The following is a 16,225-nucleotide window of genomic DNA, read 5'->3' as shown; positions in this document are numbered from 1 at the left end:
AAGTATGCCATGCCCGAAGGACCGTCTATTGTGATTTTAAGAGAGGCTATTGATGTACTTCATCTGGAAGGAAAGCCTATCAGGCACGCAGATGGCAATTCGAAGATCGATAAGGACCGCCTGATCAACCAGAAAGTCGCGAATTTCAGGTCCTGGGGAAAACATTTCCTGATCTGCTTTGAAGACTTCACGCTTCGGATCCATTTTATGCTTTTTGGAAGTTATCTGATCAATGAAAAGAAGAAAACGCAGCCCAGGCTCAGTCTGACCTTCGATCAGGACGAACTCAATTTCTACGCTTGCGCAATCAAAATCTTCGACCAGCCGGTGGACGAAATATATGATTGGACCGCCGATATCATGGCCAGCTCCTGGCAGCCTGCCGCCGCGTTGAAAAAGCTGAAAGCCAACCCCGGCATGCTGGCCTGTGATGCGTTACTAGATCAAAACATATTCGCAGGAAGCGGGAACATCATCAAAAATGAAGTCCTTTTCCGTACGAAAATGCACCCTCTGAGCGAAGTTGGGAAAATCCCTGACAAGAAGCTCAAAGAAATGGTGAAAGAAACGCGTGACTATGCTTTCGACTTCCTCGAATGGAAAAAGGAGTTTACCCTGAAAAAGCACTGGCTGGCACATACCAAAAAGATCTGTCCGCGGTGTAATATCCCTTTTCATAAAGCATACCTTGGAAAAACCAAACGACGGAGTTATTTCTGCGAGAGCTGTCAGGTTTTGTATAAATGAAATTTAATAGAGCTACCTTCACCGCTTGCAAACGATCTTTAATACCCTCATCGACAGCTACATTGATGACAAAGTGGGGATAGCCAATCATTTTTTAAGCGACCTGCTCGCTTCACAGCTCAAGAGCAATCTGTATGCCTTGTTTGCAAATGACCAGTTTCAACCGGCCGGGACAGGGAATGAAAAGATCATTTTGCACGACAAACTGTACCGCAGCGACATGATCTACTGGCTCGACCGTAAGCATAACAATCCTCACGAAAATGATTTCTTCGACCTAATGGACCGTTTTGTCCTGCATTTGAACCGTACCTGCTATACGGGCATCACCGGCTACGAATTTCATTATGCCTTGTACCCGGAAGGCAGCTTTTACAAAAAGCACCTCGACCAGTTCCGAAACAACCCAAGCCGACAGTATTCCATGATCATGTACCTGAACGCAGACTGGGTAGAGGCCGACGGCGGCCAATTAAGGATCTATCACGCAGACCACGAACAGGATATTTCCCCGATGAATGGTAAAAGTATCTTCTTCAAAAGCAGCGAACTGGAACATGAAGTTTTGGTAACCAATAAGGCGAGGCTTAGCATTACGGGGTGGCTGAAAGTGGGTTAAGATTCACACACCAGAAAATTTCCTCCCGACCCGAAAACTTCACCTATTCACCTCGAAACCTTTACACTCACGGCTGAAACAAATCCAGCTGAACCGCCGGTGCGCCTGCCAACGAAAGCACGTCCACTACATCATACTGCCGACGCTTCTCATTGAACTTTCGGATCACAAATGTGTCGCAGTGAAAGCTGGCCTCATAATCTGTAAACAATGAATAGGCTAGCGCAATCCACTCGCGCGTTAGTCGCCGCCCGATAGACATGTGCGGGTTTTTCGATTCGTCCGACCATTTTCTGATGTATTGCTTTTTGAGCTTTTTATCAAAATTCTTAATCACCACCTGGCTGCGCGTTCTGATCGCATCAGCAGACTCATCCAGAAGTTTAATGTAAAATGCAGAAAAATGAGCACGGTCGAAATCACCAAAACCTGAGAAATATATTTCAAAAGGCGTTAACTCCGACACAATGCGCTGGTATTCAGCCAATACGTAAGGATAGTCATCCTCATTGGCCTCGAAACCATCCAGCGAAATGTGCGCCTCCGCATTGGCGCTGCCATAACTTCTGCCAACTGCCGTGCGGTATTGTTGTTTCATTGCTGCCACCTGTTCCAGGATGGTGGGGCTGGGCATGATGGCGAGGGAATAGGTCGAAAGGGTTGGCATTGGTTAGTTCTTGTCTGTTTACAGTGAATACCTGCAAAGAAATAATGTTTATGGAAATACGATCTCCAAAAAGCTATCCTGCCCTCGAAACCCAACCGGGCGCATCATCAATCTTTTGTCTCAAAAGTAAATTCAATTGCGCCGCATGGTGCTGGACGTGACGCATACTGTAAAGCAATATCTCCAAAACCGCATAATCCATATCGCCGTCTTCCTCAATCCAGCGTTCTTCGAGCTTTTCGGGCGTGAGGCTTTCAATGACTTCAAAACACTTTTCCCGGCACGATTGGAGATAATCAAGTAATAGCACCTTACTGTAAATACGATTGGGAACAATGTCGTCTATGGCCTCTTCAGGCGCATCTTTGGGCTCTGTAAATGTGAAAGGCAGCGGCGACGAAAAAACCTTTGGCGGCGGGATGGTGAGATAATAGTCCAGGAAAACCAATGTGTGATACGACATGTAAAAGAATTTCCTGTCGGTCTCCCAATATTCATCCGGCCACAGTTCTATGGCGTTTTTGAGCATGTCGATGCTCGCTCCGAATTGGGTCCATAGATTGTTTTTGATGGTTGCCAGCATATTTGCTTTCAGATTAGTTTTATGGTCGTTGATTTGTTTGTTAATTTAAATCAAAACTTGAAATTAGAACATAGTCGCCCTACCCATTTTGTTTTTCTGTAGACACTTTCAGTATCAAACATGAGCATGAAATACCAACTGATAATTTTGACAACGATACTGACTGGTATGTATCAAATGAGGAATGGTCACCCATTTCAAAAAGAAGTAAACCCAACTACCAATCTCCCAAAACCAGACACCAATTCAATTCTTCTAGCCGATCTTGCTGGAAAAAAACTAACTTTTGATGATATCAAAAAGCGGCACGCCGGGAAGATCATCGTGGCTGACTTTTGGGCAAGTTGGTGCGGGCCTTGTCGCGAAGCCATGCCGGAGTCGAAAAAGCTGATCGAGGCAATGAAAGGGAAAGATATTGCAATTATTTACCTGTCTATTGACAAAGATTCAAGCAAATGGAAGAAGGCCAGCGAACAGGAAAAATTAACCGGCTACGCAGAAAACTACCTGATCACAAATCAGGACTCCTCCCAATTTTTAAAGCAGCAAAACCTGACATTCATCCCCCGCGCCATGATTTTCGACAAAACCGGACGGTTGATCGTTTCCAGTACTATTATCGACAGCATGGATCAGCTTCCCTGGCTCACGAAGCTCGCGGATAAGGAGTTAAGATAACCGGAGAGTCTATCAAGCCCGTTTATAATGCAGCTGCACCAAACCAGTATCAAAACTTTTAGCCTCCACCAACACCAAATCCGCACCAGGCCGACCGTCCTTAAAAAGCCGGATACCGTCACCGATGAATGTGGGAATGATCGAAATGACAAATTCATCGATCAAATGCCTCGTCAGGAGTTGATGCACGACTTCTGCGCCGCCGTCGCAGAAAATGATTTTGCCTTCCCTTGACTTAAGGTCAGAAACAAGCTCGTCCAGATCTCCCGTGTAGAAATGCCGATTGCCAACACTCTCCTGCGGCGTCCGTGTGATAATGTAAGTTTCTCTCCCGTCATGTGCGTAATCCGGCGCATGTTGCAATACCCACTCATACGTCCGACGACCTAAAATCACCGTATCGACCTGCGCCATGAACCCGGCGTAGCCGTAATCCTCACCAGGTTTTTCTACTTTACTCAGGAAACTAAGGTCGTCGCCCGGAGCGGCGATGTAGCCGTCGAGGCTTGTGGCGATGTAAAGAACGAGCTTTCGCATATTGTGCTGTTTTTGTTAATGTCTTATTCGTAGATAAAATTTCGGCACGCATGGTTGGCGGGTCTTACCTGTTTTTTGCAGCGGTAATTGTTTGCTAATTTAAATCAAAACTTAAAATTAGGATATGCTCATTTCTGTCAGCTACCAAAACCCCGTGGGAAGAGAATAGGGTTGGGAACCGGCGGGTAGAGTTACGGTTTGCGGATAACTGATGGTAGATGAAAGAACACCAATGTGGTTTCAATGTCTGATGGACAAGGAAAGTCACCGCCGCAATACGCTCCTGCGGCGTTTTGCTAAGCCAGTGATGCAAATCATCCACAGCTTTCATACCAACCCGCTGTTTGAACATTGCTATTTCCCGATTCATAAAATTGGGATGATCTGGTCCTAAGATTTCTTCAATCGCAATCTGAAATAGTTCCGTGATATGTAATCTACAAAATCAAATGATCAAACTTTTTGAATCGCTTCCAATTACCATTCTCCTGTTTTTGGAACACAAGAGTGACTGAACCAAAATCACCGTACCAGGCCCCATCGACCTGATGGTGCCCGCCCCAATAGATGGCAATGTCAATAAATGCATAGCGATTGTCGGAGGTAAAAATCGGTTCCGTAGTCGAAACGCAAAAGCCTTTTACATTCTTTATGGATGATATCGTGCGGTAATTTGTGCCTTTCAACGAATTTTTTTTGGCCGTCCACGAAAGCGTGCGTTTTCTAAGTGACTTACGCTCAGCCGTACTGATGGCTTTCAACATTTGCGGATCACGGAAGAGATATTCCGGGTCGTAAGACTCATGACGCGTCGTTTTCGTTTCTATATCGATTTGATCCTGTGTTTCACCTCCCACAAATCCATTCCAGAAAACAGTATAATCCCAGGCATCGATGCTGTCAGCGATAAGTATCGTTTTAGGCTGCTTGTGTGATAGGCTGTTCATAATGTTAAAGTTCGTGGGATCACTGAATGTCAGCCGATAAATTTCCTCCTTTTGACCAAAAACCCGGGTCAATGTGATAAGCAGAAGTAGTAAGGTGATTTTATGGGCGCGCATTTCGACGAAGTGTTGATTTTACTAACAAAATTCCCGAAAACTTCGATCTAACCACGAACCCTGCAAGTATTTTCAAAAAATACGAACAAAACCGAGTATCGCCCCTCCCAAAAATCTATCTTTCTTAAAAACATTTCACTCTTATGCGCCTGAAAAAACTCCTTACCCTCGTACTACTCCTCACAACTTCAAGCCTCGTAACCGCCCAGCAAACCACCAACAACCCCGACCGTGTTAAATGGTTCCAGGACCTCGGCTTCGGCATGTTCATCCACTGGAATGTCGATGTCTCGCTAGGCACCGTAATCAGCCACTCGCTGGCCGGCGCATCCGACGAATATGTCGATCGCTACATCAAGGAACTCCCTACTTTTTTCAACCCAAAGAAATTCGATCCCGACGAATGGGCGACGGCGGCGCGGCTGGCGGGGATGAAATATGTGGTTTTTACGACCAAGCATCACGCCGGTTTCTGCATGTTTGATACCAAAACGACGACTTTCAATGTCATGAACACGCCCTTCAAGCGGGACGTGACGAAGGAGATCATTGAGGCTTTCCGCAAGCAGGGCATTGCGATCGGGCTGTATTTTTCACCGGAAGATTTTCTGTTTTTTCACCAAAACAACATTCCGCTCGGCCGGTTACAGGATAAAAGGCAATATCCGACCAACAATCCGAAGCTGATGGAATACGACAAAGCGCAGATCAAAGAGCTGCTGACCAACTACGGAAAAATCGACATTATGTTCTTCGACGGCCCCGGCGACGGTCTCCGCGAATACGCATGGAGCCTGCAACCCGAGCTGGTCATCACCCGCGACGCCATGAACACGCCCGAGCAAAACATCCCCGACAAAGCGTCGCCCCGCCCCTGGGAAGCCTGCTACACCATGGGCACCGACTGGCAGTACAAGCCCACCAACGACCCGCACAAATCCGGTACCGAGATCATCAACATGCTCATCGAAATCCGTGCAAAAGGCGGCAACTTTTTATTGAACGTCGGCCCGAAACCCAATGGAGAGATCCAGATCGAGCAGGAAGCATTGCTGCGGGAGATCGCGCTTTGGAATTTCGCCAACGGAGAATCCATTTACGCAGTGAAACCGCTGCCGGTGATCCGCGACAAAGACATTTGGTTCACTCAATCCAATGACGAAAAGTCCATTTACGCCTTCATCACCAAGAAACGCGACGACGATTGGAAATATGGCCAACGCCGCGAATTCCTCTTCCCCATGATCGAAGGCAACGCCCAAACGAAAGTGGAAGTCCTCGGCTACAAAAGCGAACTGGTAGAATACGTCAACAATTTCGACGCCTCCATCCGCGCTGCGCCTACGCCGCTGGGGTTGGCAGTGAGTGCTGTGAATGGGCAGCGATTTTATACGAACCGGACCTGGCCTAATGCGGTGGTTTTGAAGATTTCGGGAGCGAAGTTTAAAGTGGCAGAGGAGAAGAAGACTTCGAAGTCGGGGATTGATGGGGCGCAGTGAGGGAGGGCTAAGCCTTCTAAAAACTTGTCATGCTGAGCGGACCGGGCCGCCGGGTGGTCGAAACGTAGGTTTACCTTGTCAATCTGAGCGGAGTCGAAGCACGCTTCTGGCTCGGCACTATGCTTTTTTTGCATTGTGCTTCCCAGTGGCGTGCTTCGACTGCGCTCAGATTGACAAAGTGCATATACACTTATTTGACATTAAACCCAACCATCCGATGCAACACCCCCGGATCATAAACCACCCCACCCTTCACGACCACTTTCACCTTTCTCACATCCCTCATATTCACAAGCGGATTCCCGTCAACAATAATCAAATCAGCATCTTTCCCTTCCGCAATTGAGCCGGTTTGTTTGTTTTTTCCCATGACCTGGGCGGGAATGATTGTGGCGGTTTTCAGGGCCTGGGCTGGGGTTAGGCCGGCTTCGACGTAGAGTTCCAGCTCGCGGGGCAGGCTGTATCCGGGGAAACCCATGTCGGTTCCGGCCACGATCGGGACGCCCTGGTCATATAACTTTTTGACCAGTATCCCTAAGCTTACCAATGCTGGTTTGTATCGCCGTGCCGTCGCTGAATCTACGCCAGTGCTTTTGAATTGCGCCTGCAAAGGCATTGGCAGTGTGTAAAAATTGGGTTCAGACTTGGTGATATCTTCGCTCAGGTTCCGGGCTGATAGGGCGTACACGCCTACCGTTGGGTCCACGACGAGGTGTTTTTGTTTTACAAATTCGATCGCCGAAATGCTGGCGGTATCTGAGAAATCAATCTTGCGCAACGAGTCGCGCTTCATCAGCTGGCTAACGTAAGGCAGGTGGTTAACCATATCCATCCCCAGCGCGGCAGCCTGCCGTAGGTTCATGCCTTGCGGTACATGGCCGGTGACGGTCAGGCCGAGACGGTGCGATTCGTCGCTGATCACTTTCAGGATTTCGGGCTTGATGGAGCTGTAAATTTTGATCTGGTCGAAACCGTTTTCCTTGTAAGTCCGCACCGCTTTCACGGCCTCCTCGGGCGTATCGGCCTGGATCACGCCCAATGCGATTGGCCCTTTTCCGTCGATAATCCCCGCCATCAAAATCTTCGGCCCCACACCTTTGCCGGTGTCGATCGCCTTTTGCGTGGCGGTGATGAAGCCGATTTCGTTGCCGCAGTCGCGCACGGTCGTCACGCCGGCGGCGAGGTACGCCGGTCCCCATTCCGTCTGCTCGAAATGCGCGTGCATATCCCAAAGTCCCGGCAGCACCGTTTTGCCGGTCGCGTCGATCACCTTCGCGTTTTTCGGGGCCGTCAGGTTTTTACCGATTTTGCTGATGCGCCGGTTTTCGATCAGCACATCTTTTTGCGCAGCCACGCCATTGACTACGTCGATCACCTGGCCTCCCCGGATCAAAAGCGGCACATTGGCGCTTTCGGTTTTGGTCATCGTTTTGGCAAAAGTGGCCATGCCGTAAGCAGCGCCGCGACTGATGAATTCATCAAGCAAAGGTTCGTAAGCCTCCCGGACCATCTCGGTTTTGTCGCCCTCGGCATCGATCGTCAGGATACACGCGAGGTTGTCGTCGCCATCGGCCCAAAGCATTTCATTGCCCCAAATTAGCCCGCTGACCATATATCTCGTCAATGTAACCGATTTTCCGGCGAGGGTAAATTGGTCGGTACCGTCTTTTTGGATCTGCAAATCGCCAGCCGGCAAAGTGGTTATATGGGCAGGTTGCCCTCTCTTTTTCCAGAATTTCAACAACAATTCCTGCACTGTGGCCGGGGAATAACCGTCGATCGGAAATGTATTTTTATCTATTTTCTGATTAAAAACCGTGTCCGTCGCCGAGACAAATGCGGTACCATTTTCAATGTGAATGGAATCTTTGATCTGCGAAAACCGCGAAGTTTTGCCCTCTGCCTTAAAATCCACCGGCTCGAAAGCCGCATTCAAACGGATCATAGCCGTAAGCGGCACCGGACTCCCGCGATCCACAAACTTAAAATCAACATCATACCGCACCGCCCCATCCCCGCCCGAAACCCGATAAACCTCCCGCCCAATGCGCTGCTGAAACTTATGCAAAATGAATACGCCGCTATCCGCAACTATGCCGCCCGCCAGAACCGGCGAAGCGAAAAAAATGAAAATCAGAAGTGTGAGTAAGGTGGGTTTTTTCATGGGTTGAGAAGTGTAAAAAGTAATAGAACAACGTGAGTTAACTTGTCATCCGAGTTGTCATCCTGAGCGGACGGGGCCGCCCGGCGGTCGAAGGACGCTACTGGCCAGGCATTACGCTTTTTTTGCATTGTGCTCCTACCCTTCGACTGCGCTCAGGGTGACAATGCTTAATCATTAACATTCTTCTTCTCCTTCATTCCTTCAAAGAAAAACAGCAGATCGCGGAAAGACCAAAAAACATTCGGTGCTTCGGGACCGTAACCCAATTCCTTCTGGGCGATGACGTACCCGCCGTACATGGCCCAGAGGTAGTCGCACCACGCTTCGGGTGAACTGGCGCTTAGCAGTTCCTTGACCTTTTCACCGTAGGCCATGCACGTGGAGTCCGCAGACTCGGGGGAGTTTGGTTTGTTTGACATTACAACTACTTTTTTGGATGGATATAAAATGCCCTGCCTAAGGTGTCCAAGCGAAGTAGTCATCGCTCGAGGTGCTTTCGCGGTCCTCACACCATAACAGGGCAAAACTTTCAATATTTTTCATAAGACTATTTTTTTGGAGGTCGCATATTCGGGAGAAAATTGGTGGGATGCAAATAGAGGGCGGGGGAATTTTTTAACGGTAGCAAGACCCTGTGCAATAACATTGCGGGCCAACTTTGGTTGCATTAATAGTAATGTGATCAACGCATCGATCAAATGCAGGAAAGTCAGAATTGTATGATCTGTATAAAGCAATCTCAGTTTGTCGTTTTAAAGGGCAGACAATTTTTGAATCCATTGACTAAAGCGAGGGCTCTTTTGCATAATCCTTTCTAGCCCAATCGCTTCGGCTAATATGTCGCCATAAACAATCTTGTTGTATCCAGATATAATTCTTTGTAATCTGTGCGATGGTGAAGTAAGCACATTACTATTAATCATTTCTGGATTTTCATATTGTTGAAAAATTGTTTCCAATTCCGCCAATCCAACCAGGTCAGCCCTGGGTATTTGTTCATGAAAAACATCAATGTTGTTAAATAAGAGACCTTCAAATTCATGAAGTTGTAAATATGGAATAAAACGGTGTTTTAGTTGATCTGGCAAATCCTGATACATTCCAAGTTCCAACGCAATCATCCGCGCATTTTTGTCAGTGTTACGTTCCGCTAGTTCCCAACCTGGAAAACTATGCTTTTGGTACAAGCCATAATAATCTATGAATGTCGTTACAAATACATCTGACTCAGACAGGAGATGTGTCTCAATTTGCTTTTTTAATATTGGCCAACTTACAATTCCCCCTTTGCTATGCTTAATTGTTGGAGCTTGTATGTGATATTCCTTTCGAATGAAATAAGGATAAAGGGTTCTTTCGCAAAATACCTGTTCTGTTGGCCCCTCACAAATGACAATAATTCTCTTCATTGGTTATTCAGTAATTTGGCTGACCGCTGCTGATAATATTTCTTTTCCATAAGTCATCAATCGTATAGTCCTCTAACCACCGGGTTAGAGTGCTACTTTCCAACCTCTTAAAAATACTTTCCCCATTTATCTGATCTACCGTGACAATATCCTCTGGTTCAAAATGACTAATCAAGTCTGTGGATTGAGTAGCAACAATAACCTGTTTCCGCTTAGCTGCCACAACCTTAATCATTCCAGCCAATTTAGCTATTGCCGATGGATGGAGGCCAAGTTCAGGTTCGTCAATTATAATTGTGTCAGGAAGAGATGGTTGAAGAAATAGAGTTGTCAGGGCGATGAACCGAACCGTTCCGTCGGACAAATCATTCACCCCATAAATTGTAGAGCTATTACGGCTTTGCCAACGTAATCTGATATTTCCGGTACTTTCCGGACGAAGGACAAAATCAAGAAAATACGGTGCAATTGACTGAATAGTTTTAACAATTATATTATAGACTATCCTATTCTCTACAAAAATGTTATATAAAAAGGCTGCGAGATTTTCGCCCTTATCATATAATATAAATTTATCATTTTGGATATTGGACTCTCTGTTAAAAGGTGATCTTTCTCCGGTGTCATGAAAATGATACTTTTCCAACGATCCCAAATAAGTTCTAATAAAATCAGCTCGAGGTTGAGTAGCATATCTAAGACGAGATTCCGGCCCAAACGAAGCTATACTAATTGGATTCGCGTAAACGGGATTGTTATCATACCAAAGCCCTTCCTCAACAAAAATGAATCGATCCTCCCCTTTCCTTAATGTAAATGAATATCTATTCGTACTTTGAAATGAAATCCTAGCACTAATTTGTTCAGTTACTTTTTCTCCGTTAAAAAGAAATTTCTCAACCCCTTTAAGCGCAGCATATTGCTGAAGATTACCATTGTAAATATTCCGCAGCAATTCAAAAAAACTCAAAAAATTAGTTTTTCCACTTCCATTTGCGCCTATGAGAATGTTTATATTTCTAAGTCCGAGGTCAAGCTCCCGGATTGACTTATAGCCTCTAATCTCTATTCTTTCCATTTGAAACGATATGTCTTTAAATCTCCAAGGGGCTTTTTGAAGATCCCGTCGTTAAACATAATATAAAATTCAGACAATTCAGCCCACAGCTTCTCTATAGAGGCCTGAATAAGCCATATGAGCTGACCCAAAACCCTTACATCGACTTTCCCCTGCTAAAATCGTAGAACTATTTCATTCACTAGCGGTTGTCGTCAGTTCACCCACTAGTGAACATTATATTCATATTTGCCCTATCAACAAAACGCACATTCAACAACCTTCCCCAAAACTTCCCGATACCGATTCTCCATCTTATTCCGGCGAGAGCCCAGTAATGTTCTGAGATGCTTGGTTTGGAAGGTGCGGGGCGGCAGAGAACCGTCGCTGGTGGTTAGCTGATACAAATATCCGTCGGGCAAAATGGTTTCCCGGACAGGATTGAACACCGTGTTAATGCGATCGTCGTATTTGGAACCGGTGAGGAACACCACCACATCGGGTTTCAAAATGGCGATTTCGGCTTTCAGCAATTCAAAACCTTCCTTATTCCGGTCTTGCAGATCGTGCGACGGCGTGGTACTGTTGCAATCGAATTTGGAAATGTTTGTCCAGAGAAATCCGTTTGTTTTGTTGGTTACCTCGCTATTCCGCCAATTCCCCTGATAAAAACAAGCCCGCAGAAAATTCCAGAACGGACTTCGCAAGTAGCGACGCGGCTTCCCATCGCCGTAATCGGCAGACTTACCAAGATTAAACTCGCGATAACTCGTCAAAAGCGCCTCGGGAGTCGACTTTAAATTCATTTGCCCCCAACTATGCGTCTCCTGCCCGACAAAAAGTATCTTATTTTCCATCGCGCAGTACTCATCGAAAACATGCATCAGCAAAGGCGCAGAAACATTGTCTTCCCATGTTTGGGAGTAGATGGATTGGGTGTAGGTTTGGTAGAGTTCGAGGAGTTGGGAGTTGAGGTTTTGGGCGGTCATGGTCGAGGTTGAGTTCTTTCCAGATATAACCTTGATTTTAGATTATCTACTTGAAAGAGATCGGCCGTGCCGCTGGCACTTTTGGAGGTTCTTTGCTATCGGTTGCCCTGGGATTAATCCCAAGGCAAGGAGATGGGTCGTGCCTCTGGCACTTGCATTGTACCAAATGCCAGAGGCATGACCGATCTCCTAAGCCAAGGTGGCCCCGCAAGGGTTTCAACCATGGCGGCAAACAACAGGGAAGGTTTAGTTTACATCCTTTGTCATCATCTGCCACCGGCATAAATCCCGGTGCAAAAAGATCGACCGTGCCTCCGGCACTTGCCTTGTACCAAATGCCAGAGGCATGACCAATCCCCTAAGCCAGGGTGGCCCCGCCAGGGTTTCAACCATGGCGGCAAACAACAGGGAAAGTTTAGTTTGGATCCTTTGTCATCAGTTGCCACCAGGATAAATCCCGGTGCAAAAAGATCGACCGTGCCTCCGGCACTTGCATTGTACCAAATGCCGGAGGCATAACCGATATCCTAAGCCAGGGTGGCCCCGCCAGGGTTTCAACCCTGGCGACAAACAACAGGGAAAGTTTAGTTTGGATCCTTTGTCATCAATTGCCACCAGGATAAATCCCGGTGCAAAAAGATCGACCGTGCCTCCGGCACTTGCATTGTGCCAAATGCCGGAGGCATGACCAATCTCCTAAGCCAGGGTGGCCCCGCAAGGGTTTCAACCCTGGCGACAAACAACAGGCAAGGTTTAGTGCCACCGGGATAAATCCGGTGCAAAAATATCGACCGCACCTCCGGCACTTGCATTATGCTGAAATGCCGGAGGCATGACCGATTTCCTAAGCCAGGGTGGCCCCGCAAGGGTTTCAACCATGGTGGCAAACAACATGGAAAGTTTAGTTTGGATCCTTTGTCATCAATTGCCACCAGGATAAATCCCGGTGCAAAAAGATCGACCGTGCCTCCGTCACTTGCATTGTACCAAATGCCGGAGGCATGACCGATCTCCTAAGCCAGGGTGGCCCCGCCAGGGTTTCAACCCTGGCGGCAAGGACCCAAGGCCCCCAGACAACATCCCACCCCCTACTCCCCGCCCGCCTTAATCGCCGCGTTCACCAGATCCCCCAGCTTCTTACTATCCAGCCAGCGGGCAACAATCACCAGGTTGTGCGCATTGTCGACCACGATGTAATTGCCGCCGAAACCGTTGGCATAATAAAGATTGGATGGTGCGCCTTGTATCGCGTTGTCGGAATTGATCCACCATAAATAGCCATAAGCCTTGTTGGCGGCCGAGGGCTGGTGCACTGCATCCACCCATTTTTCGGAGAGTATCTGCTTGCCCTTCCATTTGCCTTTCCGGAGAAACAGAAGGCCATAACGGGCCTGGTCGAGGGTACTGATGAACAGCCCGCCGCCGAAATGTCCGCCGCCGCTTACCGACTGAGTCATGACGCCATCCACGTTCACAAATGAATTGTCGTAACCATACCAGCGCCAGGTGGTGGAGGCGCCGATCGGGTCCTGGATTTTTTCTTTCAGGACTACCGGCAAAGGTTTCCGCCAAACCTGAAGGAGCGAATAAGCCAATAGGTTTACCCGTACGTCGTTGTATTCAAAATGGGTGCCTGGCTCGAGCAGTTTGCGGTTTTTCCAGTCGTCGATACCGCCTTCCTGGGGAGGCCGGTCGGCCCAGTCGTGCTGTGTAAACAGGGTGCCCGACCAGTCCGAACTCTGTGTCAGCAGATGGTCCCAGGTGATTTTAGCATTGTGTTCGCCTTCAAACGTATCATCCCATACGTATTTGTTTACCCGGTCCTGCACGTTCCGGATCAGTCCATCGTCAATCGCCAGCCCGGCAATGGTCGATAAATAACTTTTTGTAACGCTGAAAGTCATGTCCACCCGCTCCACATCGCCCCATTTGGCCACAATATAGCCGTTCTTAATGATCAGTCCGGCCGGTCCGCCGCGCTTTTTAGTGGGCCCGAGCAGCTGGTAGTTCGGCTCGCGCTGGTAGGATTTCAGGTTTGCGATCCGAAGGTCACGGTCCACGTCATTTTCATTGTGTAAAGCAATATTTACGGCGCTGTCCAGCCATTGCCTGTTCATTTTCAGCTCTGCCGGGGATTTGGTTTGCCAAATGGAATCCGGGTAATAGAGCTGTTGGGCGTTTGCGTAGATAGTTCGCGCCATTAATAGGACCAATAGAAAAGTGCTTCGTCTCTTGCTAAACATGGGCTATAGCTATCGCAGGGTTGAGTTATTGGATGGTGCAATACTACATAGTTAAGACAAATGGCGCTAAAAACAAGGGATTCTAACCCGCAAAAGCCCGTTTCTCGACACACGACCGCACAAAAAAACCTCCCCTGTTTGGGGGAGGTTCCTACATTGATGACTATATGAAAAAAATCAGATCACGTTCACGTTCACTGCGTTCAATCCCTTCCTTCCATTTTCCACTTCGTAACTGACATTGTCATTTTCCTGGATGTTGGTATTCAAACCAGATGAATGTACAAAAATGTCGTCTCCACCATTTGCGGGAGAAATGAAACCAAAACCTTTAGTTTCATTAAAAAATTTAACCGTTCCTTCTTGCATTATTTTATATTAGATTAGGATACAAATATAAAACAAAATTTTGAATAATTACTAAAAATAATATTATTTTAAAATTTTATTCCATTTCACAAAACGGTCAGTCTGCCGCCACCCTGAAACCCCGGTTGAAATTGCTGCTGGAAGGAGGGACCACATTGCGATAACTGACCCGGCAATTCCCAGCCGGCACCGACCAGGCGCCGCCCCTGTAAATCTTGTAAACACCGGTTACGGGCCCGGTTGGATTGTTTATCGGGCTGGCGGCATAATACCCGGCATCATACCAGTCGCTCACCCATTCCCATACGTTACCAGTCATATCGAACAGGCCCAGCTCGTTAGCCCTTTTGGTAGCGACGGGTTTGGTTCCGTACCCGGTTGCGGCGTACCAGCCCAAAGAATCAATGTCGCCACCGCCGCTGAAGCTCCTGCTCCTGCCCTTGCTGCCCCCTTTCGCAGCAAATTCCCATTCGGCCTCGGTAGGCAGGCGGTACCGGGTCCCTTTTTGCCCGCTGAGCCAACTACAATACGCCACCGCATCGTCCCAGCTCACATTGATCACCGGGTGATCCTCGTGCCAGCCCCAGCCAGGCAGGTCGGGCATATTGCGTTTGGTGGCAGTGCAGAAAACCCGCCACTGGGCGACGGTCGTTTCGGTCTTTGCGATTTTGAAATCTTTAACAATAGTCTGATGCGCAGGCAGTTCGTCCGCCCCGCCTTTGCCGGTCTCGTCGCCCATCGTGAACATACCGCCCCGGACATTCACAAGTTCCGGATAATACCTGGCAGGCAATTCCGGCAACGTCCCGGCCAATGGTTTCCGTTTGGTTTTGCCAAGCCAGAACAGGGCATCGGCGATCATATTGTTCTGCATATAGTCGGACATCACCTTGTCGCCATGGCCCATGTTCATGTAGATCATGTTGTACCTGGTGTTGGTCCAGACGACGGGCGTGTCGCCACCTTCCAGTATATCCTTGATACCCAGCGGGTAGTTGGCGGGATCCAGGGTCACCAACACTTTTACGTCCTTACTTGCACGTGGGCTGGGTCGCCAGTGGTACCACTCGTTTACAGGGGCTGCATAGGCGTCGGGCAGGTTTTGGGTAACGGCATGTTGGTGATCATCCACCAATAACCTCGCCTGAACAGGCGGCCAGGAGTTACTGTAAAATATGCCTCCTCCCAGAAAATCCACAAACCACGGCCATTTGGTATCTTTATCGTTATAGCCGGCCACATGAAAGCCGAACCATCCCCCTCCCTTTTCCATGTATTTCCGGAATGCTTCGCGTTGCGACTCGTCGTGCGGGAAATCGTTGAGCCACATCACAATATGGTAATTGCTTAGAAAGGCGTCGTTACAATTGGTCCATTCGGAAGTTACATCGAAAGTGAAATTGTTTTCCGCAGCCAGGTTTTTGAAAAACGCCCGCGCATCATTGGAAAAGTCGACATGATCGGGCTCAACCCGGTTGGAATAAAAAGCAATGACTTTAAAATCAGGCTTTTGCCCGAACGCCTGACATCCGGCCAAAAACATTGCCGGAAGAGCAGTTTTAATGAAAAGTGAGAAGCGGAGAAATGTCTTCATGAGTGGTCT

At 47.9% G+C, this 16,225-nt stretch carries 17 protein-coding genes; 4 read left to right on the top strand and 13 right to left on the bottom strand.

What is annotated here, in order from left to right; translation table 11 throughout:
• The first annotated feature begins 9 nt into the window (after positions 1–9).
• Both AC1XUF_RS01970 and AC1XUF_RS01965 read left to right on the top strand, forming a co-directional pair.
• A complete protein-coding gene (locus AC1XUF_RS01970) occupies positions 10–747 on the top strand; it encodes a DNA-formamidopyrimidine glycosylase family protein (protein WP_483339959.1) in 738 nt (245 codons plus the stop codon).
• Between the two features lie 25 nt (positions 748–772).
• Positions 773–1,366 (top strand): 2OG-Fe(II) oxygenase, encoded by a 594-nt coding sequence (locus tag AC1XUF_RS01965; protein WP_483339957.1) that lies wholly within the window; start codon positions 773–775, stop codon positions 1,364–1,366.
• 67 nt (positions 1,367–1,433) lie between these two features.
• On the opposite strand, the gene AC1XUF_RS01960 is transcribed toward AC1XUF_RS01965, so the two are convergent.
• Positions 1,434–2,033 carry a 2'-5' RNA ligase family protein gene (locus AC1XUF_RS01960; RefSeq protein ID WP_483339955.1) on the bottom strand — a complete coding sequence of 200 codons (600 nt, stop codon included), beginning with the start codon at positions 2,031–2,033 and terminating at the stop codon, positions 1,434–1,436.
• 73 nt (positions 2,034–2,106) lie between these two features.
• The gene (locus AC1XUF_RS01955; RefSeq protein WP_483339953.1) at positions 2,107–2,616 is read right to left on the bottom strand and encodes a DinB family protein; all 510 of its coding nucleotides are present in this window, start codon (positions 2,614–2,616) and stop codon (positions 2,107–2,109) included.
• Between the two features lie 126 nt (positions 2,617–2,742).
• Here AC1XUF_RS01955 and AC1XUF_RS01950 point away from each other — a divergent pair, with 126 nt between their 5' ends.
• Positions 2,743–3,294 carry a TlpA family protein disulfide reductase gene (locus AC1XUF_RS01950; protein ID WP_483339951.1) on the top strand — a complete coding sequence of 184 codons (552 nt, stop codon included), beginning with the start codon at positions 2,743–2,745 and terminating at the stop codon, positions 3,292–3,294.
• Between the two features lie 12 nt (positions 3,295–3,306).
• On the opposite strand, the gene AC1XUF_RS01945 is transcribed toward AC1XUF_RS01950, so the two are convergent.
• The 3 genes from AC1XUF_RS01945 to AC1XUF_RS01935 all read right to left on the bottom strand — a co-directional run bounded on the left by AC1XUF_RS01945 (position 3,307) and on the right by AC1XUF_RS01935 (position 4,892).
• Positions 3,307–3,831 (bottom strand): dihydrofolate reductase family protein, encoded by a 525-nt coding sequence (locus AC1XUF_RS01945; protein ID WP_483339949.1) that lies wholly within the window; start codon positions 3,829–3,831, stop codon positions 3,307–3,309.
• 94 nt (positions 3,832–3,925) lie between these two features.
• On the bottom strand, positions 3,926–4,201 hold the full coding sequence (locus tag AC1XUF_RS01940; RefSeq protein WP_483339947.1) for a hypothetical protein: 276 nt from the start codon (positions 4,199–4,201) through the stop codon (positions 3,926–3,928).
• A gap of 67 nt (positions 4,202–4,268) precedes the next feature.
• A complete protein-coding gene (locus AC1XUF_RS01935) occupies positions 4,269–4,892 on the bottom strand; it encodes a hypothetical protein (protein WP_483339945.1) in 624 nt (207 codons plus the stop codon).
• 143 nt (positions 4,893–5,035) lie between these two features.
• Between AC1XUF_RS01935 and AC1XUF_RS01930 the strand changes: the two genes are divergently transcribed.
• Positions 5,036–6,391: an alpha-L-fucosidase gene (locus tag AC1XUF_RS01930; RefSeq protein WP_483339943.1), complete on the top strand. Its 1,356-nt coding sequence runs from the start codon at positions 5,036–5,038 to the stop codon at positions 6,389–6,391.
• Positions 6,392–6,581: 190 nt separating this feature from the next.
• On the opposite strand, the gene AC1XUF_RS01925 is transcribed toward AC1XUF_RS01930, so the two are convergent.
• The 8 genes from AC1XUF_RS01925 to AC1XUF_RS01890 form a co-directional block, all read right to left on the bottom strand.
• Positions 6,582–8,555: an amidohydrolase family protein gene (locus AC1XUF_RS01925; RefSeq protein WP_483339941.1), complete on the bottom strand. Its 1,974-nt coding sequence runs from the start codon at positions 8,553–8,555 to the stop codon at positions 6,582–6,584.
• A gap of 167 nt (positions 8,556–8,722) precedes the next feature.
• Positions 8,723–8,974, bottom strand: coding sequence for a hypothetical protein (locus AC1XUF_RS01920; RefSeq protein ID WP_483339939.1), 252 nt, complete (start codon positions 8,972–8,974; stop codon positions 8,723–8,725).
• Positions 8,975–9,307: 333 nt separating this feature from the next.
• Positions 9,308–9,964 (bottom strand): DUF4276 family protein, encoded by a 657-nt coding sequence (locus AC1XUF_RS01915; protein WP_483339938.1) that lies wholly within the window; start codon positions 9,962–9,964, stop codon positions 9,308–9,310.
• A 7-nt stretch (positions 9,965–9,971) separates the two neighbouring features.
• The gene (locus AC1XUF_RS01910; protein ID WP_483339936.1) at positions 9,972–11,042 is read right to left on the bottom strand and encodes an AAA family ATPase; all 1,071 of its coding nucleotides are present in this window, start codon (positions 11,040–11,042) and stop codon (positions 9,972–9,974) included.
• Positions 11,043–11,278: 236 nt separating this feature from the next.
• Positions 11,279–12,010, bottom strand: coding sequence for a uracil-DNA glycosylase family protein (locus tag AC1XUF_RS01905; protein WP_483339934.1), 732 nt, complete (start codon positions 12,008–12,010; stop codon positions 11,279–11,281).
• 1,088 nt (positions 12,011–13,098) lie between these two features.
• On the bottom strand, positions 13,099–14,211 hold the full coding sequence (locus tag AC1XUF_RS01900) for a serine hydrolase domain-containing protein (RefSeq protein ID WP_483339932.1): 1,113 nt from the start codon (positions 14,209–14,211) through the stop codon (positions 13,099–13,101).
• Positions 14,212–14,430: 219 nt separating this feature from the next.
• Positions 14,431–14,622, bottom strand: coding sequence for a cold-shock protein (locus AC1XUF_RS01895; protein WP_483339930.1), 192 nt, complete (start codon positions 14,620–14,622; stop codon positions 14,431–14,433).
• Between the two features lie 97 nt (positions 14,623–14,719).
• Positions 14,720–16,216, bottom strand: coding sequence for an SUMF1/EgtB/PvdO family nonheme iron enzyme (locus tag AC1XUF_RS01890; RefSeq protein ID WP_483339928.1), 1,497 nt, complete (start codon positions 16,214–16,216; stop codon positions 14,720–14,722).
• Positions 16,217–16,225: the final 9 nt, after the last annotated feature.

This window comes from Dyadobacter sp. HNCC25DJ185 (genome assembly GCF_056895195.1).
Note: the sequence above shows the minus strand (reverse complement) of the source record. Positions and strands in the feature narration are given on the sequence as shown.